Source organism: Roseateles sp. P1_C6 (genome assembly GCF_056406315.1).
The window spans coordinates 609,385-631,266 of sequence record NZ_JBFUAK010000003.1 but is presented as its reverse complement, the minus strand read 5'-3'; the positions used below and the strand labels follow the sequence as shown (position 1 = coordinate 631,266).

At 72.2% G+C, this 21,882-nt stretch carries 27 protein-coding genes; 14 read left to right on the top strand and 13 right to left on the bottom strand.

Features of this window, described 5'->3' with window-relative positions; translation table 11 throughout:
• The 3 genes from AC1D29_RS08645 to AC1D29_RS08635 form a co-directional block, all read left to right on the top strand.
• On the top strand, positions 1 to 1,017 hold a 1,017-nt coding region (locus AC1D29_RS08645), incomplete at its 5' end, for an ABC transporter permease (protein WP_477896174.1).
• Positions 1,014 to 1,820 (top strand): ABC transporter permease, encoded by an 807-nt coding sequence (locus AC1D29_RS08640; protein ID WP_477896172.1) that lies wholly within the window; start codon positions 1,014 to 1,016, stop codon positions 1,818 to 1,820. The genes AC1D29_RS08645 and AC1D29_RS08640, both read left to right, overlap by 4 nt.
• Positions 1,817 to 3,433: a dipeptide ABC transporter ATP-binding protein gene (locus tag AC1D29_RS08635; RefSeq protein ID WP_477896170.1), complete on the top strand. Its 1,617-nt coding sequence runs from the start codon at positions 1,817 to 1,819 to the stop codon at positions 3,431 to 3,433. The genes AC1D29_RS08640 and AC1D29_RS08635 overlap by 4 nt, the downstream gene beginning before the upstream one ends.
• Here the strand turns inward: AC1D29_RS08635 and AC1D29_RS08630 are convergent.
• The 4 genes from AC1D29_RS08630 to ppk2 all read right to left on the bottom strand — a co-directional run bounded on the left by AC1D29_RS08630 (position 3,412) and on the right by ppk2 (position 6,722).
• A complete protein-coding gene (locus AC1D29_RS08630; protein WP_477896168.1) occupies positions 3,412 to 4,413 on the bottom strand; it encodes a P1 family peptidase in 1,002 nt (333 codons plus the stop codon). The genes AC1D29_RS08635 and AC1D29_RS08630 overlap by 22 nt on opposite strands.
• Positions 4,410 to 5,375 carry an alpha/beta fold hydrolase gene (locus AC1D29_RS08625; RefSeq protein ID WP_477896166.1) on the bottom strand — a complete coding sequence of 322 codons (966 nt, stop codon included), beginning with the start codon at positions 5,373 to 5,375 and terminating at the stop codon, positions 4,410 to 4,412. Before AC1D29_RS08625 ends, AC1D29_RS08630 begins: the two co-directional genes overlap by 4 nt.
• Before the next feature lie 82 nt (positions 5,376 to 5,457).
• Positions 5,458 to 5,805 (bottom strand): glutaredoxin family protein, encoded by a 348-nt coding sequence (locus AC1D29_RS08620; RefSeq protein WP_477896164.1) that lies wholly within the window; start codon positions 5,803 to 5,805, stop codon positions 5,458 to 5,460.
• Between the two features lie 20 nt (positions 5,806 to 5,825).
• Positions 5,826 to 6,722 (bottom strand): polyphosphate kinase 2, encoded by an 897-nt coding sequence (gene ppk2, locus AC1D29_RS08615; RefSeq protein ID WP_477896162.1) that lies wholly within the window; start codon positions 6,720 to 6,722, stop codon positions 5,826 to 5,828.
• Between the two features lie 129 nt (positions 6,723 to 6,851).
• Here ppk2 and AC1D29_RS08610 point away from each other — a divergent pair, with 129 nt between their 5' ends.
• The 4 genes from AC1D29_RS08610 to AC1D29_RS08595 are packed head-to-tail and all read left to right on the top strand — an operon-like array spanning position 6,852 to position 10,640.
• On the top strand, positions 6,852 to 7,250 hold the full coding sequence (locus tag AC1D29_RS08610) for a BlaI/MecI/CopY family transcriptional regulator (RefSeq protein WP_477896160.1): 399 nt from the start codon (positions 6,852 to 6,854) through the stop codon (positions 7,248 to 7,250).
• Positions 7,250 to 8,524 (top strand): M56 family metallopeptidase, encoded by a 1,275-nt coding sequence (locus AC1D29_RS08605; protein ID WP_477896158.1) that lies wholly within the window; start codon positions 7,250 to 7,252, stop codon positions 8,522 to 8,524. Before AC1D29_RS08610 ends, AC1D29_RS08605 begins: the two co-directional genes overlap by 1 nt.
• 33 nt (positions 8,525 to 8,557) lie before the next feature.
• Positions 8,558 to 10,030: a M56 family metallopeptidase gene (locus tag AC1D29_RS08600; RefSeq protein ID WP_477896156.1), complete on the top strand. Its 1,473-nt coding sequence runs from the start codon at positions 8,558 to 8,560 to the stop codon at positions 10,028 to 10,030.
• Between the two features lie 40 nt (positions 10,031 to 10,070).
• Entirely contained in the window at positions 10,071 to 10,640 is a 570-nt protein-coding gene (locus tag AC1D29_RS08595; protein ID WP_477896154.1) for a flavodoxin family protein, read from the top strand.
• On the opposite strand, the gene AC1D29_RS08590 is transcribed toward AC1D29_RS08595, so the two are convergent.
• From AC1D29_RS08590 to ybaK, 5 genes are all read right to left on the bottom strand, one after another.
• Positions 10,624 to 10,974 (bottom strand): RidA family protein, encoded by a 351-nt coding sequence (locus AC1D29_RS08590; RefSeq protein WP_477896152.1) that lies wholly within the window; start codon positions 10,972 to 10,974, stop codon positions 10,624 to 10,626. The genes AC1D29_RS08595 and AC1D29_RS08590 overlap by 17 nt on opposite strands.
• Before the next feature lie 9 nt (positions 10,975 to 10,983).
• Positions 10,984 to 11,685, bottom strand: a complete 702-nt coding sequence (gene plsY, locus AC1D29_RS08585) for a glycerol-3-phosphate 1-O-acyltransferase PlsY (RefSeq protein WP_477896150.1) — start codon at positions 11,683 to 11,685, stop codon at positions 10,984 to 10,986.
• Positions 11,686 to 11,721: 36 nt separating this feature from the next.
• Positions 11,722 to 12,054: a hypothetical protein gene (locus AC1D29_RS08580; RefSeq protein WP_477896148.1), complete on the bottom strand. Its 333-nt coding sequence runs from the start codon at positions 12,052 to 12,054 to the stop codon at positions 11,722 to 11,724.
• A 91-nt stretch (positions 12,055 to 12,145) separates the two neighbouring features.
• Entirely contained in the window at positions 12,146 to 12,619 is a 474-nt protein-coding gene (locus tag AC1D29_RS08575; RefSeq protein ID WP_477896146.1) for an MgtC/SapB family protein, read from the bottom strand.
• A 48-nt stretch (positions 12,620 to 12,667) separates the two neighbouring features.
• Positions 12,668 to 13,156, bottom strand: a complete 489-nt coding sequence (gene ybaK / locus AC1D29_RS08570) for a Cys-tRNA(Pro) deacylase (RefSeq protein ID WP_477896144.1) — start codon at positions 13,154 to 13,156, stop codon at positions 12,668 to 12,670.
• Between the two features lie 88 nt (positions 13,157 to 13,244).
• On the opposite strand from ybaK, the gene AC1D29_RS08565 reads away from it, so the two are divergent.
• The 4 genes from AC1D29_RS08565 (at position 13,245) to AC1D29_RS08550 (ending at position 15,483) form a co-directional block, all read left to right on the top strand.
• Entirely contained in the window at positions 13,245 to 13,793 is a 549-nt protein-coding gene (locus AC1D29_RS08565; protein WP_477896142.1) for a DUF2975 domain-containing protein, read from the top strand.
• Positions 13,794 to 13,868: 75 nt separating this feature from the next.
• On the top strand, positions 13,869 to 14,108 hold the full coding sequence (locus tag AC1D29_RS08560) for a helix-turn-helix domain-containing protein (protein ID WP_477896140.1): 240 nt from the start codon (positions 13,869 to 13,871) through the stop codon (positions 14,106 to 14,108).
• A complete protein-coding gene (locus AC1D29_RS08555) occupies positions 14,105 to 14,830 on the top strand; it encodes a hypothetical protein (protein ID WP_477896138.1) in 726 nt (241 codons plus the stop codon). Before AC1D29_RS08560 ends, AC1D29_RS08555 begins: the two co-directional genes overlap by 4 nt.
• A 5-nt stretch (positions 14,831 to 14,835) precedes the next feature.
• Entirely contained in the window at positions 14,836 to 15,483 is a 648-nt protein-coding gene (locus AC1D29_RS08550; protein ID WP_477896136.1) for a hypothetical protein, read from the top strand.
• A gap of 16 nt (positions 15,484 to 15,499) precedes the next feature.
• Here AC1D29_RS08550 and AC1D29_RS08545 read toward each other — a convergent pair whose 3' ends face one another.
• Complete coding sequence (locus AC1D29_RS08545) at positions 15,500 to 16,297, bottom strand: helix-turn-helix domain-containing protein (RefSeq protein ID WP_477896134.1); 798 nt, start codon at positions 16,295 to 16,297, stop codon at positions 15,500 to 15,502.
• 129 nt (positions 16,298 to 16,426) lie between these two features.
• Here AC1D29_RS08545 and AC1D29_RS08540 point away from each other — a divergent pair, with 129 nt between their 5' ends.
• Entirely contained in the window at positions 16,427 to 17,356 is a 930-nt protein-coding gene (locus AC1D29_RS08540; protein WP_477896132.1) for an NAD-dependent epimerase/dehydratase family protein, read from the top strand.
• Here AC1D29_RS08540 and AC1D29_RS08535 read toward each other — a convergent pair.
• Entirely contained in the window at positions 17,334 to 18,305 is a 972-nt protein-coding gene (locus AC1D29_RS08535) for a helix-turn-helix domain-containing protein (RefSeq protein ID WP_477896130.1), read from the bottom strand. The genes AC1D29_RS08540 and AC1D29_RS08535 overlap by 23 nt on opposite strands.
• 59 nt (positions 18,306 to 18,364) lie before the next feature.
• Positions 18,365 to 18,826, bottom strand: a complete 462-nt coding sequence (locus AC1D29_RS08530) for a GyrI-like domain-containing protein (protein WP_477896128.1) — start codon at positions 18,824 to 18,826, stop codon at positions 18,365 to 18,367.
• A gap of 157 nt (positions 18,827 to 18,983) precedes the next feature.
• Here AC1D29_RS08530 and AC1D29_RS08525 point away from each other — a divergent pair, with 157 nt between their 5' ends.
• Positions 18,984 to 19,484: a hypothetical protein gene (locus AC1D29_RS08525; protein ID WP_477896126.1), complete on the top strand. Its 501-nt coding sequence runs from the start codon at positions 18,984 to 18,986 to the stop codon at positions 19,482 to 19,484.
• Positions 19,485 to 19,529: 45 nt separating this feature from the next.
• A complete protein-coding gene (locus AC1D29_RS08520) occupies positions 19,530 to 20,165 on the top strand; it encodes a LysE family translocator (RefSeq protein WP_477896124.1) in 636 nt (211 codons plus the stop codon).
• Here the strand turns inward: AC1D29_RS08520 and AC1D29_RS08515 are convergent.
• Positions 20,145 to 21,848, bottom strand: a complete 1,704-nt coding sequence (locus tag AC1D29_RS08515; protein WP_477896122.1) for an acetate--CoA ligase — start codon at positions 21,846 to 21,848, stop codon at positions 20,145 to 20,147. The two genes, AC1D29_RS08520 and AC1D29_RS08515, sit on opposite strands and share 21 nt — an antisense overlap.
• Between the last annotated feature and the right edge of the window lie 34 nt (positions 21,849 to 21,882).

Below are 21,882 nucleotides of genomic sequence, written 5' to 3'. Positions count from 1 at the left end.
GTGGCGGGCGCGGCGGCGGTGCTGCTGGCGCTGGGGCTCATCGCGCTGCTGCGCCGCGCCGAGCCGCGCTGGCTGCTGGGCCGCGTGCTCGCACTGCTGCTGACGCTCACGGTCGCCAGCCTCGTCATCTTTGCGCTGGTGCAGGTCGCACCGGGCGACCCGGCCCGCTACGTGCTGGGCATCCAGGCCGACGAGCAGGCCGTCGCGCAGCTGCGCGAGCAGCTGGGCCTGAACGCGCCGGCCCTCACGCGCTACGGTCGCTGGATGGTCGCGCTGCTGCAGGGCGACCTCGGCAACAGCCTGACCTACCAGGTGCCCGTCACGCAACTGCTGGCCGAGCGCCTGCCGCTGACCCTGCCGCTGGCCGCGCTGGCGCTGCTGACGGCGCTCATCGTCGCGCTGCCGGCCGCGCTGCTGGCCGCACGCCGCCCGGGTGGCTGGGCGGACCGCGCAGTCGGCGTGTTCAGCCAGCTCGGCGTGTCGGTGCCGGACTTCTGGCTCGGCGTCATGGGGGCCTGGCTGTTCGCGGTGGCGCTGCGCTGGGTGCCGGCCGGCGGCTTCGCGGGTTGGGACGCCGGCTTGGCCGAAGGCCTGCGCTCGCTGGCCCTGCCCGCGCTGGCGCTGGCGCTGCCCCAGGCCGCCATCCTGACCCGCGTGTTGCGCGGCGCGCTGGCCGAACTGGCCCACGCCGAGTTCCTGCGCACCGCGCGGGCCAAGGGCGCGAGCCGCTGGCGCGTGCTGTGGCGCCACGCGCTGCCCAATGCCGCGCTGCCGGTGCTGACACTGCTGGGCCTGCAGACGGCCTATCTGCTGGCCGGCTCGGTCATCGTCGAGAACGTGTTCTTCCTGCCCGGCGTGGGCCGCCTGCTGTTCCAGGCCGTCACCGCGCACGACCTGGTGCTGGTGCAAAGCCTGGTGCTGGTGCTGGTGGCGCTGGGCGTGGGCGTGTCGGCCCTCGTCGAGCTGGCCGCCCGCGCGGCAGACCCGCGGCTGGCGCGGCGCGGAGGTGGCGCATGAACCGCAAGCTGATCGGCGGTTTGGTGCTCGCCGCCATGTTCGTGGGCACCGCGCTGCTGTCGCTCGCCTGGACGCCCGCGCCGCTGGACCACCTCGCCATCGCCGAGCGCCTGCTGCCGCCCGGCGCCGGCCACTGGCTGGGCACCGACCATCTGGGCCGCGACGTGCTGTCGCTGCTGATGCGCGGCGCGGCCACGTCGCTGGGCGTGGCGGCGCTGGCCGTCGCGCTGGGCGCCCTCGTCGGCGTGCCGCTGGGCCTGTGGGCAGCGGCGCGCGCGGGCTGGCCGGACGAGCTGCTGATGCGCGGCAACGACATCGTCTTCGCCTTCCCGCCGCTGCTGCTCGCCGTGCTGCTGACGACGGCATTGGGCCCCGGCGCCGTCAGCGCCATCCTGGCCGTGGGCGTGTTCAACGTGCCGGTGTTCGCCCGCGTGGCGCGCGGCCTGGCGCTGCCGCTGTGGCAGCGCGAGTTCGTGCTGGCCGCGCGCGTGGCCGGCAAGGGTGGCGGGCGCATCTCGCGCGAGCATGTGCTGCCCAACCTGGCCGGCGGGCTGATCGTGCAGCTCAGCCTGCAGCTGTCGCTGGCGCTGCTGGCCGAGACGGGCCTGTCCTACATCGGCCTGGGCACGCAGCCGCCGCAGCCCAGCTGGGGCCGCATGCTGGCGGACGCGCAGACGCTGACGGCGCTGTCGCCCACGCTGGCCCTGTTCCCGGGCCTGGCCGTCGCGCTGGCGGTGCTGGCCTTTCACTTGCTGGCCGACGGCCTGCGCGAGCGGCTGGACCCGCATGGGGACCCCCGATGAGCGCGCCGCTGCTGCAACTGGAAGCGTTGACCGTCCGCCTGGGCGGCCGCGTATTGCTGCAAGACCTCAGCCTCTCTCTCGCGCCGGGCGAGGTGCTGGGCCTGGTGGGCGAGTCGGGCTCGGGCAAGTCGCTGACGGCGCTGGCGATCGCCGGCCTGCTGCCGGCGCGCGCCGAGGTCAGCGGCCAGGTGCGGCTGGACGGCGAAGCGCTGCTGGCGCTGCCCGAACGCGAGATGGACGCGCGGCGCGGCGCGGCGCTGGGCCTGGTGTTCCAGGAGCCGATGAATGCGCTGAACCCGCTGATGACGCTGGGCCAGCAGGTGGCCGAGGCCCTGTACCTGCACAAAGGCCTGCACCAACCCCAGTCGCGGCGCGCGGCAGTCGAGGCGGCTCATCAGATGCTGGCGCGCGTGGGCCTGCCCGGCGCAGCGGCACGCCACCCGCACGAACTCTCGGGCGGCCAGCGCCAGCGCGGCGTCATCGCCATCGCGATGGCCTTGCGACCCCGCCTGCTGATCGCCGACGAGCCCACCACGGCGCTGGACGTGCGCACGCAGGCGCAGATCCTGGCGCTGCTGCGCGAGCTGGTGCGCGAGCAGGGCGGCAGCCTGCTGCTGATCAGCCACGACCTGCCGCTGGTGGCCGGCGTGGCCGATCGCATCGCCGTGCTGCAGGGCGGTCGCCTCGTCGAGCAGGGGCCGGCGCTGGGCCTGCTGCGGTCGCCGCAGCAGGCCACGACCGCCGCGCTGATCGCCGCCTCGGCTCTGCCCGCGCGTGAGCCCCAGGCCGTGCCCCCGGGCCCGCCACTGCTCGATGCCCGCGGCCTGGTGCGCGAGTACCGGCGCGGCGGCGGCCTGCTGCAGCGCGCGACGGTGCACTGCGCGCTGGACGGCGTGTCGCTGACGGTGATGCCGGGCGAGCGCGTCGGGCTGGTGGGCGAGTCGGGCTGCGGCAAGTCGACGCTGCTGCGCGCGCTGCTGGGGCTGGAGCCGCTGCAGGCCGGCGAGATCAGCCTGGGCGGTCAGCGCTTCACAGGCGCCGAGCGCGCGCTGCGCCGGCAGATGCAGATCGTCTTCCAGGACCCGGCCGGCAGCCTGGACCCACGCTGGCGAGCGTGGGAGCTGGTGGCAGAGCCTCTCGCGTTGCTGGACCCGCCGCCCGACAGTGCCGAGCAGCGCCGCCGCGCCGAAGACTGGCTGGCGCGCGTGGGCCTGGGCGTCGAGGCGGCCGAGCGCTTCGCCCACCAGTTCTCGGGCGGCCAGCGACAGCGCCTGGCCATTGCCCGCGCGCTGATCGTGCAGCCGGCCCTGCTGGTGCTGGACGAGGCGGTGTCGGCACTGGACGTCAGCGTGCGCGGCCAGATTCTGGCGCTGCTGGAGCGACTGTGCCGCGAGCAGGGCAGCGCGCTGCTGTTCGTGACCCACGACCTCGGCGTCGTGCGGGCGGCGACGGACCGGCTCTACGTGATGCAGGCCGGACGACTCATCGAGAGCGGGCCGACGGCGGCGGTCTTCGCGCGGCCGCAGGAGGCTTACACGGCGGAGTTGCTGGCGGCGACGCCGGACCTGGCCCGCGTGCTCGCCGAACGCGATCAGCCGCGACCGGCTTCGTAGACGGCACGGGCGATGGCACGGGCCAGGCAGTCCGCCGCCGCCGACCCCAGCCGCCCCAACTGCACCGCCCTCGCATTTGCCTCTCCCAGCGGCACCGCCCCCGACGCCACCGCGAACACCGTGTCGCCATCGAACGGCGTGTGCGCCGGCCGCACGGCGCGGGCGATGCCGTCCTGGGCCATCATCGCCAGCCGCTTGCACTCGGCTGTCGTCAGGTCGGCGTTGCAGGCGACAACGGCCAGCGTCGTGTTCGCACCCGCCTGGGTGCGCCCCAGCTCCGTCAGGCGCGACAACGCCGGCAGCGGGTCGATGACTGGCGCATGCCCATCCGGCCGGTGGCCGCCGAACTCGCCATCGATCTCGAACGGCCAGGCCCAGAAGCTCTCGCCGTCGGGCAGGTAGGCCGAGCCGATGGGATTGGCCGCCACCAGCGCGCCCACCACCAACCCGTCGCCCAGGTCCAGCGACGCCGAGCCGACACCGCCCGGCCGGCAGCCCGCCATCGCGCCACGGCCCGCGCCGACGCGGCCCAGCGCAAACGATGGGCCTGCCGCCGCCACGGCCTGCCGGCCCCACCGCCGGTAGGGCGGGTCCAGCCCCCAGGCCTTGTCGCCGCCATTGCCGAGGTCGTGCAGCACGGCCGACGGCACGACGGGAATGGCGGGCGAGCCGGGCTTGAGCTTCAGCCCCCTGCCCGCGTGCGACAACGCGGCGGCCACGCCATCGGCAGCGGCCAGGCCGAAGACCGATCCGCCCGCCAATGCGATGGCATGCACGCGGCCGACGAGGTTCTCGGGCGCCAGCGCCTCGGTCTCACGCGTGCCGGGGCCGCCACCGCGCACGTCCACGGCCGCCGCCCAGAAGCCGTCGACCAGCAGCACCGTCGCACCGGAGCGCACGGCTTCGTCGGTGACGTGGCCGACCGTGAGGCCGGGCACGTCGGTGATCAGGTTGAGAGGACCAGGGCGGGCAGCAGTCATTGAGGCGATAGCTTGGCCACGAAGGCCGCGACATCGGCCGCCGAGCGCGCCGGGATCTCGCGCTGCGGCAGGTGGCCGATGCCAGGGTAGACGACCAGCTCGGCCCCCGCGATGGCCGCGGCGAAGCGGCGCGAGTGCTCGACCGGCAGGATGGGGTCCACCTCGCCATGCAGCACGAGGGTGGGCAGATGCAGGCCGGCGAGCAGCTCGGCGGTGACCGGTGTCTGGGCGCCCGGGGCGACGGACATCAGGATGGGACGGTGGCCAGGATAGCGCTGGTACAGCGCCCAGCGGTCGATCAGTTCATCGGTGATGAGCGCCTTGTCGCCGACCTGGGCGGTGAGGCCTTGCCGGATCAGTGGCCGGTTGTCGATGCGCGCCAGCGCCGCGCGGCCCAGCGGGTGCGCCAGGATGCGAAAGGCCAGCGACGGCGTGCTGGCCCGCATGGGCCAGCCGGCAGCGTCCACCAGCACCAGGCCGCGCAGCGCCTGCGGGGCCAGCAGCGCCGCCTGCCAGGCCACGCCGCCGCCCATGGAGTTGCCGGCCAGCACGAAGGGCGGCAGCTTCAGCTGTTCGGCAAAACGCAGCACCAGACGCGCCAGCGCCTCGCGGTCCAGCACCGTGCCCTCGGGCGCTGCGGTCAGGCCGTGGCCGGGCAGGTCCAGGCTGATGACGCGGTGGCGGGCCTTGAGTTCAGCAGCCCAGCCCTCCCAGGTCGCGTAGGCATCGCCATAGCCGTGCAGCAGCACCAGCACCGGCGCGTCGGCGCGGCCCTCGTCGCGGTAGTGCAGGCGCAGGCCCGGGCCCAGTGCCAGATAGCGGTCGGCCGGCGTGGACCAGCGGGCCTCCAGTTCCGCGGCCGGCAGGTCGGGCGCGCGCAGCCACAGGAAGGCGGCGACCACGACGAGGACGGGGAGGAGCAGCAGGGTCAGCAAGGGCAGCACGAGGGTCTTCAGCAACAAGGCGGGCTCCGGTCGTTGGACGACAAAACCGGCGAGCCTAGGCGCCGGGCAGTGTGCCGGCAAACGCGCAATCCGAGGCTGCTTACTCGCCCAGGATCTCAAGCAGCCGCGCGCGGTCGAAACCGATGACGCGCTGGCCGCGCACGACCAGCGTCGGCGTGCCCGCCGCGCCCAGCGCCTGGTAGTCCGCCAGGCATTGCGCGTCCCGCTCGATCAGGCATTCCTGGAACGGCACGCCCTGTTGCGTCATCCAGCGCCGCGCGGCGAGGCAGTAGGGGCAGGTCTCCGACAAGATCATGCGGATGTCGCCCGGCTTCACGCGCTGGGCCAGCAGCTGCCCGTCCTCGGCCGCCACGTGGCTGCGCCACGCCCACGAGGCCGCGGCCGTCAGCGCGATGACCACGAGCAGGGAACGCGGGGGCAGTGTCATGCCCCGATGCTAGACGCCACTCAATAGACCTCGGGCACGACGATGTTGTCCGGCACCGGGTTGCGGATGTAGTCCTCGCGGCGCTCGCGCGCGGGCAGCTCGATGTCGGCATGCGGCACCTCCTGGTAGGGCATCTGGCCCAGCAGGTGGTGGATGCAGTTCAGCCGCGCGCGCTTCTTGTCGTCGGCCTTGACGACCCACCACGGCGACTCGGGGATGTGAGTGCGCTCCAGCATCACCTCCTTGGCCTTGGTGTACTCCTCCCAGCGGCGGCGCGACTCCAGGTCCATGGGGCTGAGCTTCCACTGCTTCAGCGGGTCGTGGATGCGGCCCAGGAAGCGGATGCGCTGCTCGTCGTCGCTGATCGAGAACCAGTACTTGATGAGCTGGATGCCCGAGCGCACCAGCATGCGTTCGAACTCGGGCGCGGAGCGGAAGAACTCCTCGTACTGGTCGTCCGTGCAGAAGCCCATCACGCGCTCGACGCCGGCGCGGTTGTACCAACTGCGGTCGAACAGCACGATCTCGCCGGCCGCCGGCAGGTGCGACACGTAGCGCTGGAAATACCACTGCGTGCGCTCGCGGTCGTTGGGTGCCGGCAGCGCCGCCACGCGGCACACGCGCGGGTTCAGCCGCTGCGTGATGCGCTTGATGACGCCGCCCTTGCCCGCCGCGTCGCGGCCCTCGAACAGGATGACGACCTTGTGGCCCGTGTGCTGCACCCAGTCCTGCAGCTTGACCAGCTCGCTCTGCAGCCGGAACAGCTCGCGGAAGTAGCGCTTGCGCTCGGCCGACGCGTCGTCGCTGGGCATGGCGCCATGCTCGCGGTCTTCGAGCTCGAGTTCCAGCTCCTCGTCGAAATCGTCCTGCAGGTCGCGGTGAATGCGCTTCACCAGTTCGTCTTCGATGTGGCTCACAAGGGCTCCCGGCCGCGACGGCGGCTTGGCCGCCAGCCTACGCCTCGCACATGGCGGGGCCGTGACAGCCAGGGCTTGACGGCGACGATTACAAGCGTAATCATTCGCCATCGTTTACGGATGTAATCAATGAGCAGCCCACCCCCGCCGATCAGCGATGCCGAAAGCCAGGTCATGGCCCAGCTCTGGCAGCGAGCACCGCAAACCGCCGAGGAGCTGGCGGCGGAGCTGGCCGCCACGCAGGCCTGGCAGCCCAGCACGGTGAAGACGCTGCTGAACCGCTTGCTCAACAAGGGCGCCATCGCCGCCGAGAAGGACGGCCGGCGCTTCCTCTACCGGCCTCTGCTGCCCCGCGAAGACTGGCTGGGCCAGCAGGCGACCGGCCTGCTGGACCGGTTGTTCGGCGGCAGCCTGGCGCCGCTGGTGGCGCAGTTCAGCAGCCAGCGCCGGCTGAAGGCGGAAGACGTCGAAGCCCTCAAGCGCCTGCTGCAGGACTACGAGACCCCCAAGCGGACGAAGAAGCCGTGATGCCCGACCCCTTCGCCTGGCTGTCACTGCTCGGCCGTCAATCGCTGGCGCTATGCCTTGCGGTGCCGCTGCTGCTCCTGCTGCGCAGGCCGCTGCTGCGCCACTTTGGCGCCGGCCTGCACTATGCGGCTTGGAGCCTGCCGCTGCTGTTGATGCTGGCCGCGGCACTGCCGGCCAGCCCGACGGCCCTCGCGCTGAAGGCCGACGTGGCAGCGCGCTTCGAACCGCTGCTGGCAACGACGCAGCTGCCCGCCATGGCGATGCCGCAGCCGGGCTGGCCGCTGCTGCTGGCCGGCCTCTGGGCGGCCGGCGCGCTGGCCGCTCTGCTGCGCCTGGTGACGCTGCAGCGGCGCTACCAGCGCGACTTGTGCTGGCAGGGCGACCACTGGCTGTCGCCGGCGGGCAGCGGCCCGGCGCTGGTCGGCCTGCTGAAGCCACGCGTGGCCCTGCCGGCCGATTTCGAACGGCGCTTCGATGCCCGGCAACGCGAGCTGGTCCTCGCCCACGAGGCCATCCATCGCGCCCGTTGCGACAACCACTGGAATGCGCTGGGTGCGCTGGTCTGCGTCGTGCACTGGTTCAACCCGCTGGCCTGGCTGGCGCTGCGCTACATGCGCGCCGACCAGGAGCTGTCCTGCGACGCCGCCGTCATGGCCCGCCATCCCGGCTGCGAAGCCGCCTACGGCCGCGCGCTGCTGCTCGCCCAGGGCCCCATGCCCGCCGGCCTGCCCTGGGCGGGCTGGCAATCCCCTCACCCTCTCGTCGAAAGGATAGGAATGCTCAAGCTCTCCCCCCATGGCCGCGGCCGCCGCCTGCTGGGCCTGACGCTGCTGGCCGGCCTGGCCCTGCTGTGCGCAGGCGCGGTGCAGGCACTGCGCGCCGACACCGCCGCCGCCGAGGCGCCGAACATCGAACTGAAGCTCGAGCTGAGCTACCAGACCGGCACGGGCAGCACCCGCAACACCTTCCGCACGCAGCCGACGCTGCGCGTGCCGCTGGGTCAACGCGCCACCGTCATGTTGAACGGCAGCCCTGACCAGCCCAAGCCCGACCAGGTCACCATCGAGATCGAGGCCCAGGACCTGGGCGAGGGCAAGATCCAGTTGCAGGCCGAGCTGAAGAAGGGCGACCCGTTGGTGACCGTTTCGCGCCCGCGGCTGATCACCCGCAATGGCGTCAAGGCCATGATCGAGCAAGGCCGTGACGACCCCGCCGCGACCGAGCACCTGTCGCTGGCGATCACGCCGACGTTGCTGGCCCCGCAACGGCCCTGAGAGCCGTCGGCCCGGACATCAAGGGAGTACCGCATGAACCCCGAAACCCTGCTGGCGCTGCTGGCGCGCCTGACCCTGCTGTTCAGCGCCGGCGTCCTGCTGCTGGCGCTGCTGCGGCCGCTGCTGCTGCGCGCGCTGGGCGCCCGCGCGACCTACGCGGCCTGGCTGCTGGTGCCGCTGCTGCTGGCCAGCCCCTGGCTCCCCAGGCCGCCGCTGCCCGAACCCGCGCTGCAGGTGTCCGCCGCCCTGCCCGTCGCGCTGGCCACCGCGGTCACCCGGTCACTGCCACCCGCCGTGCAGCCGACGCCAGCCGCGCCGGACGCCGTGGCGCCCCACGGGCTGCTTGCCGGGTTGCTCGCCTGGGTGGGCGGTGCGGTCGCGGTCGCGGCCGGCCAGCTGGCTTCGCAGCGCCGCTACCAGCGCACCTTGCATCGCGACGCAGACGGCCGCTGGCTGGCCCCGGTCGGCGCCAGTCCGGCCATCGTCGGCGTCTGGCCGCAGCGCCTGGTGCTGCCGCGGGACTTCGAGCAGCGCTTCGACGGCCCTGCGCGGCGGCTGGTGCTGGCCCACGAGGCCGTCCACGCCCGCCGGCACGACAACGCCTGGAACCTGCTGGGCGCGCTGCTGCTGTGCCTGCAATGGTTCAACCCGCTGGCCTGGTGGGGCTGGCGGCGCCTGCGCGACGACCAGGAGCTGGCCTGCGACGCGGCCGTGCTGGCCAACGAGGCCGGCCCGGCTGCCGTCGCCAGCTATGCCCAGGCCATGCTGGCCGCCCATCCCGGCGGGCTGCCGCCTGTGCTGGCCAGCGGTTGGGCCACGCGCCATCCCCTCGTCCAGCGCATGCGCATGCTGGCGCGGCACCGCAGGACCTCGCGGTGGCAGCATCTGGGCGGCTTGCTGGTGGTGCTCGGCCTGGGCAGCAGCGCGGCGCTGCTGGCGCGTGCTGCGCAGGAGCCATCGCCCGCAGGCGACGCGAAGGGGCCGGTCGAGCAAGGCATGGTGTTCGAGGTGGCGTCGCAACTGGGGGGCGGGGACTGGACCCGTCGCACGCTGCTGCTGCCAGTGCGCCCGCCCCCGGTGGGTAGCACCTGGGGCACGACCTTGCAGGCGATGCAGCCGGGCTGGTGCCTGAACGTGATGCTGCACGTCTTCGACGACGGCAGCCTGCGCCCCACGGGGCAGGTGCTGGACGACAAGTGCCTGCAGGCCCTGAGCGACTGGCAGGCGTTGAAGGTCAACGGCAGCGTGGCCCAGTTCGTCGCCCGCACGGCCGAGGGGCCGCTGCAGGCGCAGTTGTCGGCGCGCTGGGCCAACCCGCAAGACCCCGGCCTGCCCGCGCTGATGAAGGCCGAACTCGACACGGCGCCCGCCTTGTCGCCGGCGCAGCTCCAGCTGGTGGCCCGCCAGCGCGAGCGAGTGGCCGAGACATTGCGCCAGCAACAGGCCCTGGATCGCGCCTGGCGCGAGGCGCGGCGGGAAGCCACCCCCACGCCAGCAACGCGTTGACGCGCTGGCTAGCATGGGCACAGATTCACCGCTGCCGCCCATGCCTCACTACCTCTTCCTGCTCGCCTCCACCCGCGCCCCCGGCCCGCTGGGCAACACCGAAAAGCTGGCCCGCCGCGCCGCGGCGCAACTGCCGGGTGGCACCGAACAGACCTGGCTGCGGCTGGCCGACCTGGACCTGCCGCCCTTCATCGACCAGCGCCACACCGTCGGCAGCTACCCGCCGCCGACGGGCGACCTGGCCCGGCTGCTGGACGCGACGCTGGCCTGCACGGACCTGGTGTTCGTCACGCCGCTGTACTGGTACAGCTTCCCCGCCCCGCTGAAGGTCTACCTGGACCACTGGAGCGCCTGGCTGCGCGTGCCGGGCGTGGACTTCAAGGCCCGCATGGCGGCCAAGACGCTGCATGTCGTGACCACGAGTGGCGACCGCGCCAAGACCCAGCCCATGCTCGACTCGGCGCGGCTGTGCGGCGATTTCCTCGGCATGCGTTTTGGCGGCGCCTTATGGGGCAAGGGCGGCCCGCCGGACGCCATCGACGCCGACCTGGCCGCCCTTGCGCAGGCGGATGCCTTCTTCGCTCAGCCGGCGGTCACACCGCCGCGGTGACGACGATCTCGACCTTCCACTCCGGCCGCGCCAGGCCGGCGATGACCGTGGCCCGCGGCGGCGCGTGGCCGGCGGAGACCCAGGCGTCCCAGGCTTCGTTCATGCCGGGGAAGTCGGCGCGGTCGGCCAGGTAGATCTGCGCACGCAGGATGCGGCTCTTCTCGGTGCCGGCGCGCTCCAGTAGCTTGTCGATGGCGGCGAGCACCTGGGCCGTCTGGCCGACGATGTCGGCGCTGGCGTCCTCGGGCACCTGGCCGGCCAGATAGGCCACGCCGTTGTGCACGGCCATTTCGGAGAGGCGGGCGCCGATGTCGAAGCGTTCGATGGTGCTCATGTCAGTCAGTCACTTTTTCTTGACGTGATGGTGGGAATGGCCCGGCGCCTTGGGACCGGTGCCGTGCGGATGCTTTTTGCTGGTGCCAGGCTGCGGCGCGCCGGCTTTCTGGCCCAGCCTGCTTTCGGTGCCGGCCAGCAGCTTCTTGATGTTGGCCTGGTGGCGCCACACCAGCAGCAGACCCATGATGATCAGGGCCAGCGCGATCGGCCCGGCTTCCCAAATGAGCAACTGATACATCGGCGCGAAGGCGGCCGCCACGATGGCGGCCAGTGACGAGTAACGGGTGAACCAGGCAATGATGAGCCAGGTCGCCAGCGTCGCAACCCCTAGCAGCGGGTTGAGCGCAAAGATGACCCCGGCCGCCGTGGCCACGCCCTTGCCGCCCTGGAAGCGGAAGAACACCGGCCACAGGTGGCCGATGAAGGCGGCCAGGCCCACGAGGGCGGCCGTGCCTTCCTCCAGGCCGTAGGGCGCGCCCCAGATCACCACGGCCAGCACCGGCAGATAGCCCTTGAGCGCGTCGAAGACCAGCGTCAGGATGGCGGCGGCCTTGTTGCCCGAGCGCAGCACGTTGGTGGCGCCGGGGTTGCCCGAGCCGTAGGAGCGCGGGTCCGACAAGCCCATCACACGGCTGACGATGACGGCAAAGGACAGCGAGCCGATCAGGTAGCCGGCAAGCGCGGCAGCGAGGGTGAGAGCGGTTTGCATGGGGCGGCATTGTCGTGCAGCCGGCCGCCCGGCCCATCAACGCCGGCGGGCCCTGTACCAGTGCCTCATGCGGCGCCACTGCCCCAGCCCGAACAGGATCAACAGCCCCACCGGCCGGCGCAGCCAGGGCACGTCCTGGGCCAGCAGCAGCAGCCCGATGGGCAACAGCTCGATGCCGATGACCGGCAGGAACCAGAAGGCCGACGCCACGATGCACAGCGCGCCCAGCGGAATGCGCACCCAGCCGCTGGTCGGACTGCACAGCCACGCGAGGACGCGTCGTCCACGCGCCGGCAGGACGCCTTGCAGTTGGCTCAGCGCCAGGTCCAGCGTCTCGCGGCCGTTCGTGGCCTGGCTCGGTGTCGACATGGCCGCCAGTGTTTCCAGTGGCCGCGGCGGTGCCCATCGGGCGCCGTGCCCTGGCGCCGTAGGACGAGACGCTGTCAGCGCCGGCCCGGCCTCAGCGCTTGTCCCGGCCGATCCACAGCGGCAGCACCCGCAGCACGATCAGCGCCAGCAGCGTGCTGAGCAGTGCCGTGGACTCGCGGCCCAGGCCGCAGGCCACGCCGATCGCGGCGGTCAGCCAGATGCCCGCCGCGGTCGTCAGCCCCTGCACGTCTTCCTCGCTGCGGTGCTTGATGATCGCGCCCGCGCCCAGGAAGCCGATGCCCGTGACGATGCCTTGCAGGACCCGGCTGAGGTCTGCCACGGCCATGCCGTCGAGCTGCGGCACGAGCACGAACAGCGCCGCGCCCATGGCCACCAGCATGTGCGTGCGGATGCCGGCCGCCTTGCCCTGGCTCTCGCGCTCGTAGCCCAGCGCGCCGCCCAGCAGCGCGGCCAGGATCAGCCGCGTCAGGATGCGCGTGACCTGCGCGGCATCGGGCACGTCGGAAAACTCGGCGCGCAGCGTTTCAAGGACCGTGTTCCACATGGCCGGCGCCGTGGCAACCGGCGCGCCTGCCCCGCGCGCCCGGTGCCGTCAGTTCGCGCAGCTGACCGGCCGCGCGCCCAGCAACTGCGTCAGCACCTGCGGCTCAATGCCCACCAGATAGCCGCGCCGGCCGCCGTTGATGCAGATCTTGGGCAGCGCCAGGATGCTGGCCTCGACGAACACCGGCATGGCCTTGCGCACGCCGAAGGGCGAGGTGCCGCCGACCTGGTAGCCGCTGTGGCGCTGCGCGACCTCGGGCTTGCAGGGCTCGACCTTCTTGCACGGGATCTGTCGGGCCAGCTCCTTCAGGCTGACCGTCTTGTCGCCGTGCATCAGCACGATCAACGGCTCGGCCTTCTCGTCCTGCATGACCAGGGTCTTCACGACGGCGTGCTCGTCGACGCCCAGCTGCTTGGAGGACTCGGCCGTGCCGCCGTGCTCCACGTAGTCATAGACATGCTCCGTGAAGGCGACGCCGGCGCGTTTGAGGGCCTGGGTCGCGGGGGTTTCGCTGACATGGGGGCTCTTCTTGCTCATCCCCTCATTCTCGGAGAGGTGAATGATTCTGTTGTGCGGCAATGAATTATTGTTTTACAGTAAGTTTTTCTTGTTTCGCGAAGCCGCCATGCCCGACTCCTTCTCCGCCGACGGTTTGCAGCGCATCCGCCGCCTGGCCTGGGTCGTGCGGCTGCTGTGCCTGTTCGGCGTCGTGGTCATCGGCACGCTGCCCTTCATCTTCTGGGCGGAGCCGGACTGGATCGTCGAGGTGGCGGCCCGCACCTGGCACCTCAGCAAACTGCAGCTCGACCTGGGCTCGCGGCTGTGGGGCCTGGCGGCCTCCATGGTGCCGACGACGGTGAGCCTGTTCGCGCTGTGGCAGATGTGGTCGCTGTTCGGTTGCTTCGCGCAGGGCGAGCTGCTCGCGCGGCGCCCGGCCCAGCATCTGCGCCGCCTGGGCCTGGGGCTGTGCGCCTTGGCGGCGGCGCAGCCGCTGGGCCACACGCTGGCCATCCTGGCGCTGACCTGGGGCAACCCCAAGGGCGAGCGCCAGCTGTGGTTCGGCCTGTCGTCCGACCACTACCTGGCGCTGCTGTTCGGCCTGCTGCTGCTGGCGCTGGCGCAAGTGCTGCACGAAGCCGCTCGCGTCGCCGACGAGAACGCGGAGTTCGTGTGAGCCCCTGGTCCAATCACGCCGCGCTGAACGCCGAGCCGCTCCCAAGCCGGCCCTTGGGCCCTGACGGGCTCTGACATGCCCATCATCGTCACCCTCGACGTCATGCTCGCGCGCCGCAAGATGCGTTCGCGCGAGCTGGCCGAGCGCGTGGGCATCACCGAGGCCAACCTGTCGCTGCTCAAGAGCGGCAAGGTGCGCGGCGTGCGCTTCGACACGCTGGCCCGCATCTGCGAGGCCTTGCAATGCCAGCCCGGCGACCTGCTGGCCTGGGAGCCGGGCCCCGAGCCCGCCGATCCTTCCGAAGACCCCCAATGACCCTGCGAATCCTGCTCACCTGCCTGCTCGCCGCCACCGCGGCCGCCCATGCCCAGACCGAAGTGCTGCCCGCCGTGAAGACGGAGCTCAAGCGCGACGGCAGCGTGCTGCCCTACGGCCAGATCAACAGCCTGCTCAGCAAGCTGGCCCGGCACGGCGAGGGCCTGTTCCGCATGGACTTCAGGGTCGACACCGAAAAGACCAAGCTGCCCCTCGCCGACGTCAGGCTGGCCGTGCGCAGCGACGACGCCGACCATCCGATCAAGCTCGATGCCGAGGGCCGTTTCGATCTGCCCGTGCTGCCCGAGGCCGAGGCCAAGACGGCCGACTTCGCCAGCAACGCCGCCAAGGGCCAGATGGCCGTGCGCGGCACCATCGAACTGACCGTGCCGCCAGAGCAGCTGACCATGGCCAAGGTGCGCCAGATCATGCGCGTGGCGCGCACGCTGCGCGAGGAGCTGCTGCCCTGGTACCTGCGCTGGCTGTTCCCCCGCATCGAGGCCGTGCGTGTGTGCAGCACCACGCCCACCTGGGAACTGGAGTGGCGTGAGAACGGCCAGCTGCTGGGCCTGCCGCTGCCGCCGGCCGCCGGCGAGCGCGACCCCGAGACGAAGAAGGGCGAGCCCGGCCGCCCGTGCACGCTGCTGACCGGCCAGGAGAGCTGGCCCGACGCGGCCCGCCTCGTGCCCCCGGCCGGCACCAAGCTCAGCGTCAAGCTGTAGGCCACGTGAACCACCGTTGGGTCGCGCGCGGCCTGGTCGTCGCGCTGCACGCCGCGCTGCTGGCCGCGCTGTGGCTGCACAAGCCGGCGCGGCTGGACGACGGCCGCGACCGGCGCATGGCGACGGTGCGGCTCGTGCAGCCCAGGCCGCGCCAGCCCGCGCCGCCCACACCGCCGCCGCTGCTGACGCCGCGCACGGCGGTGCCCGAGCTGCCGACCATCGCGCTGCCCACGTTCACGACCGAGGCCGCGCCCGCCGCCGCCAGCCCCGCGCCGACGGCAGCGCCGCCCGGCATCACGCCGACCGAGCCGCCGCGCACGACGCTGCGGCTGACGCTGCCGCCGGGCTATGCCGCATCGACCGCGACGGCGCGCAACCCGGCGCTCAGCGACCCGCGCAGCAACACGCCGCGCCCGACGCTGGAGGACCGCATCGCCGACGCCACCGGCGGCACCGGCGCGTGGGTCGAGGAGCAGACGAGCGAGAACCGCTCGCAGGCTGTCGGCGCACTGGGCGAACACCGCACCGTCATGCGGCGCGGCGACACCTGCGTCGAGATCTTCCGCTCGCGCATCTCCGACACGGACCCCTTCAACGGCAACGTCGCGCCGCGCGCCGGCAAGATGATGGGCAAGCCCTACAAGTGCAAGTGATCGGCGGGGTGTGGCCTCAAGAGCGCCATTCGCCGGGCGCGGCGCCGAGCAGCTCGCGCATCCAGCGTGCCATGTGGCTCTGGTGCGCAAAGCCGGCGGCCAGCGCAACCTCGGCGGCCGGCAGCACGCCCGTTGCCAGCAAGGCCCGGGCCCGCTCGACGCGCCGCTCGATGACGTAGCGGTGCACGGCCCGCCCCAGGTGGGCCTTGAAGTCGCGCTGCAACTGGGTCCGCCCGGTGCCGGCCACGTCGGCCAGGCGCTGCAGCGTCAGCCCCTGCTCCAGGTGCGCTTCGATGTGATCCAGCACGCGCCGCAGCCGCGCCGGTGGGCCATCGGCACGCGCCGCGACCGGCTGCTGTTGCCGCAGCAACAGCACGGCCAGCGCGAGCCCGATGCTCTCGGCATAAAGGCAGCCGCCGGGCCCGCCCTGCTGCAGCTCTGCCTCCAGGGCCAGCAGCAGATGGGTCAGGCGGCCGTCGCGAACCATGTGCCGCGCCGCGAGTTCGGCCCGCGCGGGCGTGAGGCCCAGCTCGCTGGCCACGCCGCGCACGAAGGCGACGGGAAGGCCCACCTCCAGGCAGGCACTGCCGCGCAAGGCCTCGAAACCGCCCGGCGCCAGCGCGGGCGTCAGGTCCACGTCGCCACGCCGGCGCAGGAAGCCCTGGCCGCTGGCGCTGCAGCGCGTCGGCGTCGCGGCGTTGAGCTGAACGCTGACCCGGTGGTCCGCGATCGGGTCCAGCCGCGCCAGGCCGCCCACCGCTTCGCGCCGCCTTGCCCAGACGCCGCCCGGCGGCCACTTCGCTGTGTCGAACATGGCGCGCAATCTAAGGCGCGACGCAAATCCCCGTCCGCCGTGCGGGTGGGCCGAACCTGCGCCCGGCCACGGCATCCAGGGTCCGTTCCTGCGCGACGCCGGCACCCGGCGGCCTCTACAAACCCGGTCATGACCTCTGCCACCCAACTCATCATCGGCGCCGGCCCCACCGGCCTGCACACCGCCCAGCTGCTCGCCGAAGCCGGGCACAGCGTCGCCATCGTCAGCCGCAGCGGCGGCAGCGCCACCCATCCGCGCATCCGCAGGATCGCGCTGGACGCGAGCGACGCCCAGGCGCTGACCCGCCAGGCCGCGGGCGTGCGCACCATCTTCAACTGCAGCATGCCGCGCTACGACCGCTGGCCAGAGGAGTTCCCGCCGATCGCGGCGGCCGTGCTGCACGCCGCGGAGCACAGCGGCGCCGCGCTCGTCACGCTGAGCAATCTCTATGGCTATGGCCGTGTCGACGCCGCGATGCACGAAGCGCTGCCGATGGCGCCCTGCAGCATCAAGGGGCGCGTGCGCGCCGCGATGTGGGAGGCCGCGCGTGCCAGCCGGGCCCGCGTCACCGAGGTCAGGGCGAGCGACTACCTGGGCCAGGGCGCTGGCTCGCTGTTCACGTTGATGACGCTGCCTGCACTGCTGCGCGGCGAGCCGGCCAGCCATCCGGGCGACCTCGACGCCGCACACGCCTGGAGCTTCACGAAGGACGTCGCCCGCACGCTGGTCGCCGCGGCCGCCAGCGACGCCTCATGGGGGCGGGCCTGGCATGTGCCGTCCAGCACCGCGTCCATCCGCGCGCTGGCCGACGCGATCGCACGCCAGGCCGGCGTCGCGGCGCCGCGCTTGAGCGCGCTGTCGCCGGCCGAACTGGCGCGGCTGGGCGAGGCGGACAGCATCCTGCGCGAGGTCGTCGAGATGGGCTATCTCTACGACCGCCCCTGCCTCGTCGACAGCCGCGCGACCGAGCGGGCGCTCGGTGTCTCGGCCACACCGTTGCCCGAGGTGTTGGCCGACCTGCTGCGCGCCGACCAGGTCACGCCGGCACAGGTGCGCTGAGCCGCTCGCGCAGCGTCTGGCCGCCCGCGCCGCCATGGCGCCGCAGCTGACGGAACAGCGTCTGCCGCGAGCCCAGGCCGCTGCGCAAAGCCACCTCGTCCAGCGACAGCGCGGCGTCCTGCAGCAGCCGCAGCGCATGCCCGGTGCGCAGCCGCGCCAGCCAGGCCATGGGCGTGCCGCCGTGCAGCGCGCGGAAGCAGCGCACGAAGTGGTACTTGGACAGCCGCGCGACGGCGGCAATGTCGTCCAGCGTCAACGCTTCAGCGTGGCTGCTCAGCATGAAGTCCATCGCGCGGTCCATGCGGGCCAGCAACTCGGCATGCTGGCCGCGACTCAGCGCGGCGAGGCCCTGGCTGCGCGCGCGCCAGCCGGGCTCCGCGGCCAGCATGCGCCACAGCAGCGCCTGCAGCCGCTCCTCCAGCCAGGCTTCGTCATCGGCATCGCCCAGCTGCGCGCCGCGGCCAGCCAGCACGGCGTCGCGCAGGCTGTTCAGCTCAGCGCCCAGCGCGCCATCGGCCGGCCGCAAGTGCTCGGCAAAACCCAGCGCGAGGCGGCCGCCCTCGCCTTGCGCCGCCAGCGCCTCGGGCAGCGTCTGGCGCGCGGCGTGCGCCAGCTCGGCCGCCATGTCGGGCCGGAAGAAGATGCCCAGGCTGAGCACGGGCGCATCGCTGCGGATGCGCGCGCCGTAGTGGCCGCCCTGATTCAGGATCAGGCAATGCCCGGCATCGACGCGCAGCCGCCGCGCGGGCAGCAGGTAGTCCTCGCCGTCACCACCCCAGGCGCGCTTGATGGACAGCGTCTGCGTGTGGGGCGGGAACTCGACGTCGCGCGCCAGTCCCATGACGATGGCGTTCTCCCGCCCCCAGTGCGCCGCGAACCACTGCCGGAAGCCCGCGTTCGCGGCCGTCAACGGCCGCGGCGCCAGGTCGGGCAGCTCGCGCAGGATCATGGCGGCGAGTCTAGGACCCGTGCCGCCTCGCCGCGGGTGCCGGAACGCATCCCGTGCGCTCAGTCCTTGGGCGCCACCGGCAGGTAGATCTCGACAGCGGATTCGGGCCTGTCAGGGCAGAAGTCCTCGTTGTAGCGCTCGAAAAAGGGGCCAAGGCGCTGCACGAAGCCCGACTGCGGCAGCAGGCGCTCGAAGATCTCGCCGAAGCCCGCGCCCAGCCCGGACAGCGGGTAGCTGAAGAAGGCATAGAGGCCGGCCGGAAGCGCGAGCTGGGTCATGCCGGCAGGGACGGGGCCGGGTGCGGCGACGCTGACGGCGGCCAGATAGTCGAAAGCGTTCATGCCGCCGGCCGCCTGCCGCATGACGCCGTAGGTGACCCGCGCCTCGGCCGGGTGGGCGATCTCGGGGATGCGCGCGACGAAGCGCGGCCACAGCGCGGGGATGTCGGGGGACATCGGCAACGTGCGGATCTGCAGGCCAACGACGATGACGGCCGGGCGGTCGACGAGGGTGAGTTTCATGGCGGACTTCCAGGGTGTGACAAGGCAGCGGCGCAGGGGCCGCCCTTGGACGACGAACGGGTGGCAAGGTTTTCGACAAACCATCGCGCAATTCCTGCAACACCGCCACCACCCGCACGGCCTAGGCTGGCATCACCCCATCTGCCACCCACCCGCCATGCGCTCATTCCTTGCCACGCTGCTGCTGACCGCCGCCCTGCAACCCGCCCAGGCCGCCGCGCCGGCCGAGCTGTTCGACTTCTGGATCGGCGACTGGGTCGTCACGTGGAAGAACGCCAACGGCAGCCCCGGCCAGGCGCGCAACCGCGTCGGCAAGATCCTGGACGGCCAGGTCATCGAGGAGAACTTCGAAGGCGACCCGGCGGTCACGCCGCGGCTGCTGGGCCGCTCGCTGTCGGTGCGCGACAAGGCCGGCGTCTGGCACCAGGCCTGGGCCGACAACCAGGGCGGCTTCTTCGCGCTGACCGGCGGCAGCGTGGGCGAGACGCGTTTCTTCGCGACCGACTTCAAGCCGGTCGGCGATCAGGTCAAAGGGCAGCGCATGCGCTTCTACGACATCAAACCGGATGCCTTCGAGTGGGACTGGGAGGGCAGCAGCGATGGCGGCAAGACCTGGACGCTGATCTGGCGATTGCACTACCAGCGTGCTCGGCCTTGAGGCCTTGCTTAGACTGCACGGCTCACCGCTTCATCCGCACGTCCCATGCCCTTCTCGACCTGGCTGTTGTTCTGCGGCGTGGCCCTGCTCACGACCTTCTCGCCCGGCCCCGGCGTGCTGCTGGCCATCTCCAACGCCGTCGCCGTCGGGCCACGGCAGGCGATGTTCAGCTCGCTGGGCAATGCGGCGGGCCTGTTCATCGTGTCCGGTGCGGCCACGGCCGGCATGGGGGCGCTGCTGGCCGTGTCGGCCTCGGCCTTCGTCGTCGTGAAGCTGGTGGGCGCGGCCTACCTGGTCTACCTGGGCATCAAGCAGTGGCGCAGCCCGCCGCTGCCGCTGGGTGCCGCGGCCCCGTCGGCGGCGCAGCCGCGCACGGCCGGGCGGCTGTTCCTGCAAGGCCTGGGCGTGGCGGTCACCAATCCCAAGGCCATCCTGTTTTTCACGGCGCTGTTCCCGCAGTTCCTGACGCCGGGCGCGTCGCTCGCCCTGCAGACCGTGCTGCTGACGGCCACCTTCACCGCGCTGGCGCTGGTGTCGCACGCGTTCTACGTGGGCTTGTTCCGCTCGCTGCGGCGCTTCCTGACCGAGGCGCGACATGTGCGGCTGTTCAACCGCATCTCGGGTGGCCTCTTCGTGCTGCTGGGCTTGAGCCTGCTGCGGCTACGCAGCCGGGCGGCCTGAAGACGCCGCGCGCTGCTGCTCCTGCAGCCGCAGCACGCGGCGCTGCACCTTGCCGGTCGTCGTCATCGGCAGGGCCTCGATGAACTCGATCTCCTTGGGGTACTCGTAGGGCGCCAGCCGCGCCTTCACATGGGCTTGCAGCGCCTCGACCAGCGTTGCGCTGCCGACATGGCCATGGGCCAGCACGACGTAGGCCTTGACCAGCGCGCCACGCTCGGCGTCGGGCTTGGGCACGACGGCCGCGTTCGCCACGGCCGGGTGCTTGAGCAGGCAGTTCTCGATCTCGCCGGGGCCGATGCGGTAGCCGGCGCTCTTGAAGACGTCGTCGGCGCGCCCCTCGTACCAGAGCGTGCCGTCGGCGTCGCTGCGCGCCAGGTCGCCGGTGCGGCACCAGCTGTTGGCCGGGTCGCCGGTGAACTTGGCTTTCGTCGCCGCGTCGTTGTTCCAGTAGCCGAGGAAGAACACCGGGTCGGGCACGCCGTGGCGGTCACGCGCATGCACGGCCACCTCGCCGGTTGCGCCCGGCGCGACCTCAAAGCCGTCGTCGTCGATGACCGCCACGCGATGGCCCGGGTAGGCCCGGCCCATGCTGCCCGGCTTGGCCGGCCACAGCGCCTGGCAGTTGCCGACGACGTAGTTCATCTCGGTCTGGCCGAACATCTCGTTGACGGGCACGCCTAAAGCATCGCGGCACCACGTGAACACCGCGTCGCCGACGGCCTCGCCGGCGCTCATCAGCGCGCGCAGCTTGAGCTTGTGGCGCTGCGGCCGGGGCTCGGCCTTCATCATGGCCTTGAGGGCCGTCGGGAACAGGAAGGCATGCGTGACGCCGTAGGCCGCCATCAGCTCGAAGGCCTTGGCCGCCGAGAAGCGCCCCTGCCAGGCGACGATGGGCCGGCCGAAGTAGAGCGTCGGCAGCAGCGCGTCCATCAGCCCGCCCGTCCAGGCCCAGTCGGCCGGGCTCCAGAACACCGCGTCGCTGGGCTTCTTCGCGTCGAAGGGATCGAAGCCGAACCAGTTCTGGCTGGCGACGAAGCCCGTCAGGTTGCCGATCACCGCGCGCTGCGGGATCAGCGCGCCCTTGGGGTTGCCGGTCGTGCCGCTGGTGTAGATCAGGATGGCCGGGTCGCTCGCCTTCGTGGCCACCGGCTTGAAGCGGGCCTCCTCCGCCTGCAGCACGCCCATCCACGGCAGCTCGTCGCAATTGACCGGGCATTCACCGACGACGAAAACACGGCGCAGCGCCTGGCAACGCGCCTTGACCTCACGCAGCGCGGGCAGCACCTCGCAGGCCGCAATCGCCAGCACGGCGCCGCTGTCCTGCAGCCGGTACTCCAGCGCCTCGGCACCGAACAACATGGACAGCGGCATCGCGACCGCGCCGATCTGCTGGATGGCGATGTGGGCCACGGCCGTCTCGAAGCGCTGCGGCAGCACGATGGCCACGCGGTGGCCGCGGCGCACGCCCTGGTTCAGCAGCGCGTTGGACAGCCGGTTGGCGGCGCGCTGCAGCTGGGCGTAGCTGTATTGCGTGCGGCAACCGCTCTCGCTGTCGAAGTAGATGGCCGTGGCCTTGGGCGTGTCACGCGCCCAGCGGCCGCAGCAGGCCTCGGCGATGTTGAAGTCGTCGGGCACCTGCCAGCGGAAGGCGGCGTGCATCTGCGCGTAACGGTCTTCCGCCATGGGTGGCCCGGGGTTGGGTGAGGGGGCCGATGCT

Excerpts from the sequence above, each read along its gene's own strand:
- AC1D29_RS08640 (WP_477896172.1), top strand. The coding sequence starts at position 1,014 with ATGAACCGCAAGCTGATCGGCGGTTTGGTGCTCGCCGCCATGTTCGTG.
- AC1D29_RS08635 (WP_477896170.1), top strand. The coding sequence starts at position 1,817 with ATGAGCGCGCCGCTGCTGCAACTGGAAGCGTTGACCGTCCGCCTGGGC.
- AC1D29_RS08630 (WP_477896168.1), bottom strand. The coding sequence starts at position 4,413 with ATGACTGCTGCCCGCCCTGGTCCTCTCAACCTGATCACCGACGTGCCC.
- AC1D29_RS08620 (WP_477896164.1), bottom strand. The coding sequence starts at position 5,805 with ATGACACTGCCCCCGCGTTCCCTGCTCGTGGTCATCGCGCTGACGGCC.
- AC1D29_RS08610 (WP_477896160.1), top strand. The coding sequence starts at position 6,852 with ATGAGCAGCCCACCCCCGCCGATCAGCGATGCCGAAAGCCAGGTCATG.
- AC1D29_RS08605 (WP_477896158.1), top strand. The coding sequence starts at position 7,250 with ATGCCCGACCCCTTCGCCTGGCTGTCACTGCTCGGCCGTCAATCGCTG.
- AC1D29_RS08600 (WP_477896156.1), top strand. The coding sequence starts at position 8,558 with ATGAACCCCGAAACCCTGCTGGCGCTGCTGGCGCGCCTGACCCTGCTG.
- AC1D29_RS08595 (WP_477896154.1), top strand. The coding sequence starts at position 10,071 with ATGCCTCACTACCTCTTCCTGCTCGCCTCCACCCGCGCCCCCGGCCCG.
- AC1D29_RS08590 (WP_477896152.1), bottom strand. The coding sequence starts at position 10,974 with ATGAGCACCATCGAACGCTTCGACATCGGCGCCCGCCTCTCCGAAATG.
- plsY (WP_477896150.1), bottom strand. The coding sequence starts at position 11,685 with ATGCAAACCGCTCTCACCCTCGCTGCCGCGCTTGCCGGCTACCTGATC.
- AC1D29_RS08580 (WP_477896148.1), bottom strand. The coding sequence starts at position 12,054 with ATGTCGACACCGAGCCAGGCCACGAACGGCCGCGAGACGCTGGACCTG.
- AC1D29_RS08575 (WP_477896146.1), bottom strand. The coding sequence starts at position 12,619 with ATGTGGAACACGGTCCTTGAAACGCTGCGCGCCGAGTTTTCCGACGTG.
- ybaK (WP_477896144.1), bottom strand. The coding sequence starts at position 13,156 with ATGAGCAAGAAGAGCCCCCATGTCAGCGAAACCCCCGCGACCCAGGCC.
- AC1D29_RS08565 (WP_477896142.1), top strand. The coding sequence starts at position 13,245 with ATGCCCGACTCCTTCTCCGCCGACGGTTTGCAGCGCATCCGCCGCCTG.
- AC1D29_RS08560 (WP_477896140.1), top strand. The coding sequence starts at position 13,869 with ATGCCCATCATCGTCACCCTCGACGTCATGCTCGCGCGCCGCAAGATG.
- AC1D29_RS08555 (WP_477896138.1), top strand. The coding sequence starts at position 14,105 with ATGACCCTGCGAATCCTGCTCACCTGCCTGCTCGCCGCCACCGCGGCC.
- AC1D29_RS08545 (WP_477896134.1), bottom strand. The coding sequence starts at position 16,297 with ATGTTCGACACAGCGAAGTGGCCGCCGGGCGGCGTCTGGGCAAGGCGG.
- AC1D29_RS08540 (WP_477896132.1), top strand. The coding sequence starts at position 16,427 with ATGACCTCTGCCACCCAACTCATCATCGGCGCCGGCCCCACCGGCCTG.
- AC1D29_RS08535 (WP_477896130.1), bottom strand. The coding sequence starts at position 18,305 with ATGATCCTGCGCGAGCTGCCCGACCTGGCGCCGCGGCCGTTGACGGCC.
- AC1D29_RS08530 (WP_477896128.1), bottom strand. The coding sequence starts at position 18,826 with ATGAAACTCACCCTCGTCGACCGCCCGGCCGTCATCGTCGTTGGCCTG.
- AC1D29_RS08525 (WP_477896126.1), top strand. The coding sequence starts at position 18,984 with ATGCGCTCATTCCTTGCCACGCTGCTGCTGACCGCCGCCCTGCAACCC.
- AC1D29_RS08520 (WP_477896124.1), top strand. The coding sequence starts at position 19,530 with ATGCCCTTCTCGACCTGGCTGTTGTTCTGCGGCGTGGCCCTGCTCACG.
- AC1D29_RS08515 (WP_477896122.1), bottom strand. The coding sequence starts at position 21,848 with ATGGCGGAAGACCGTTACGCGCAGATGCACGCCGCCTTCCGCTGGCAG.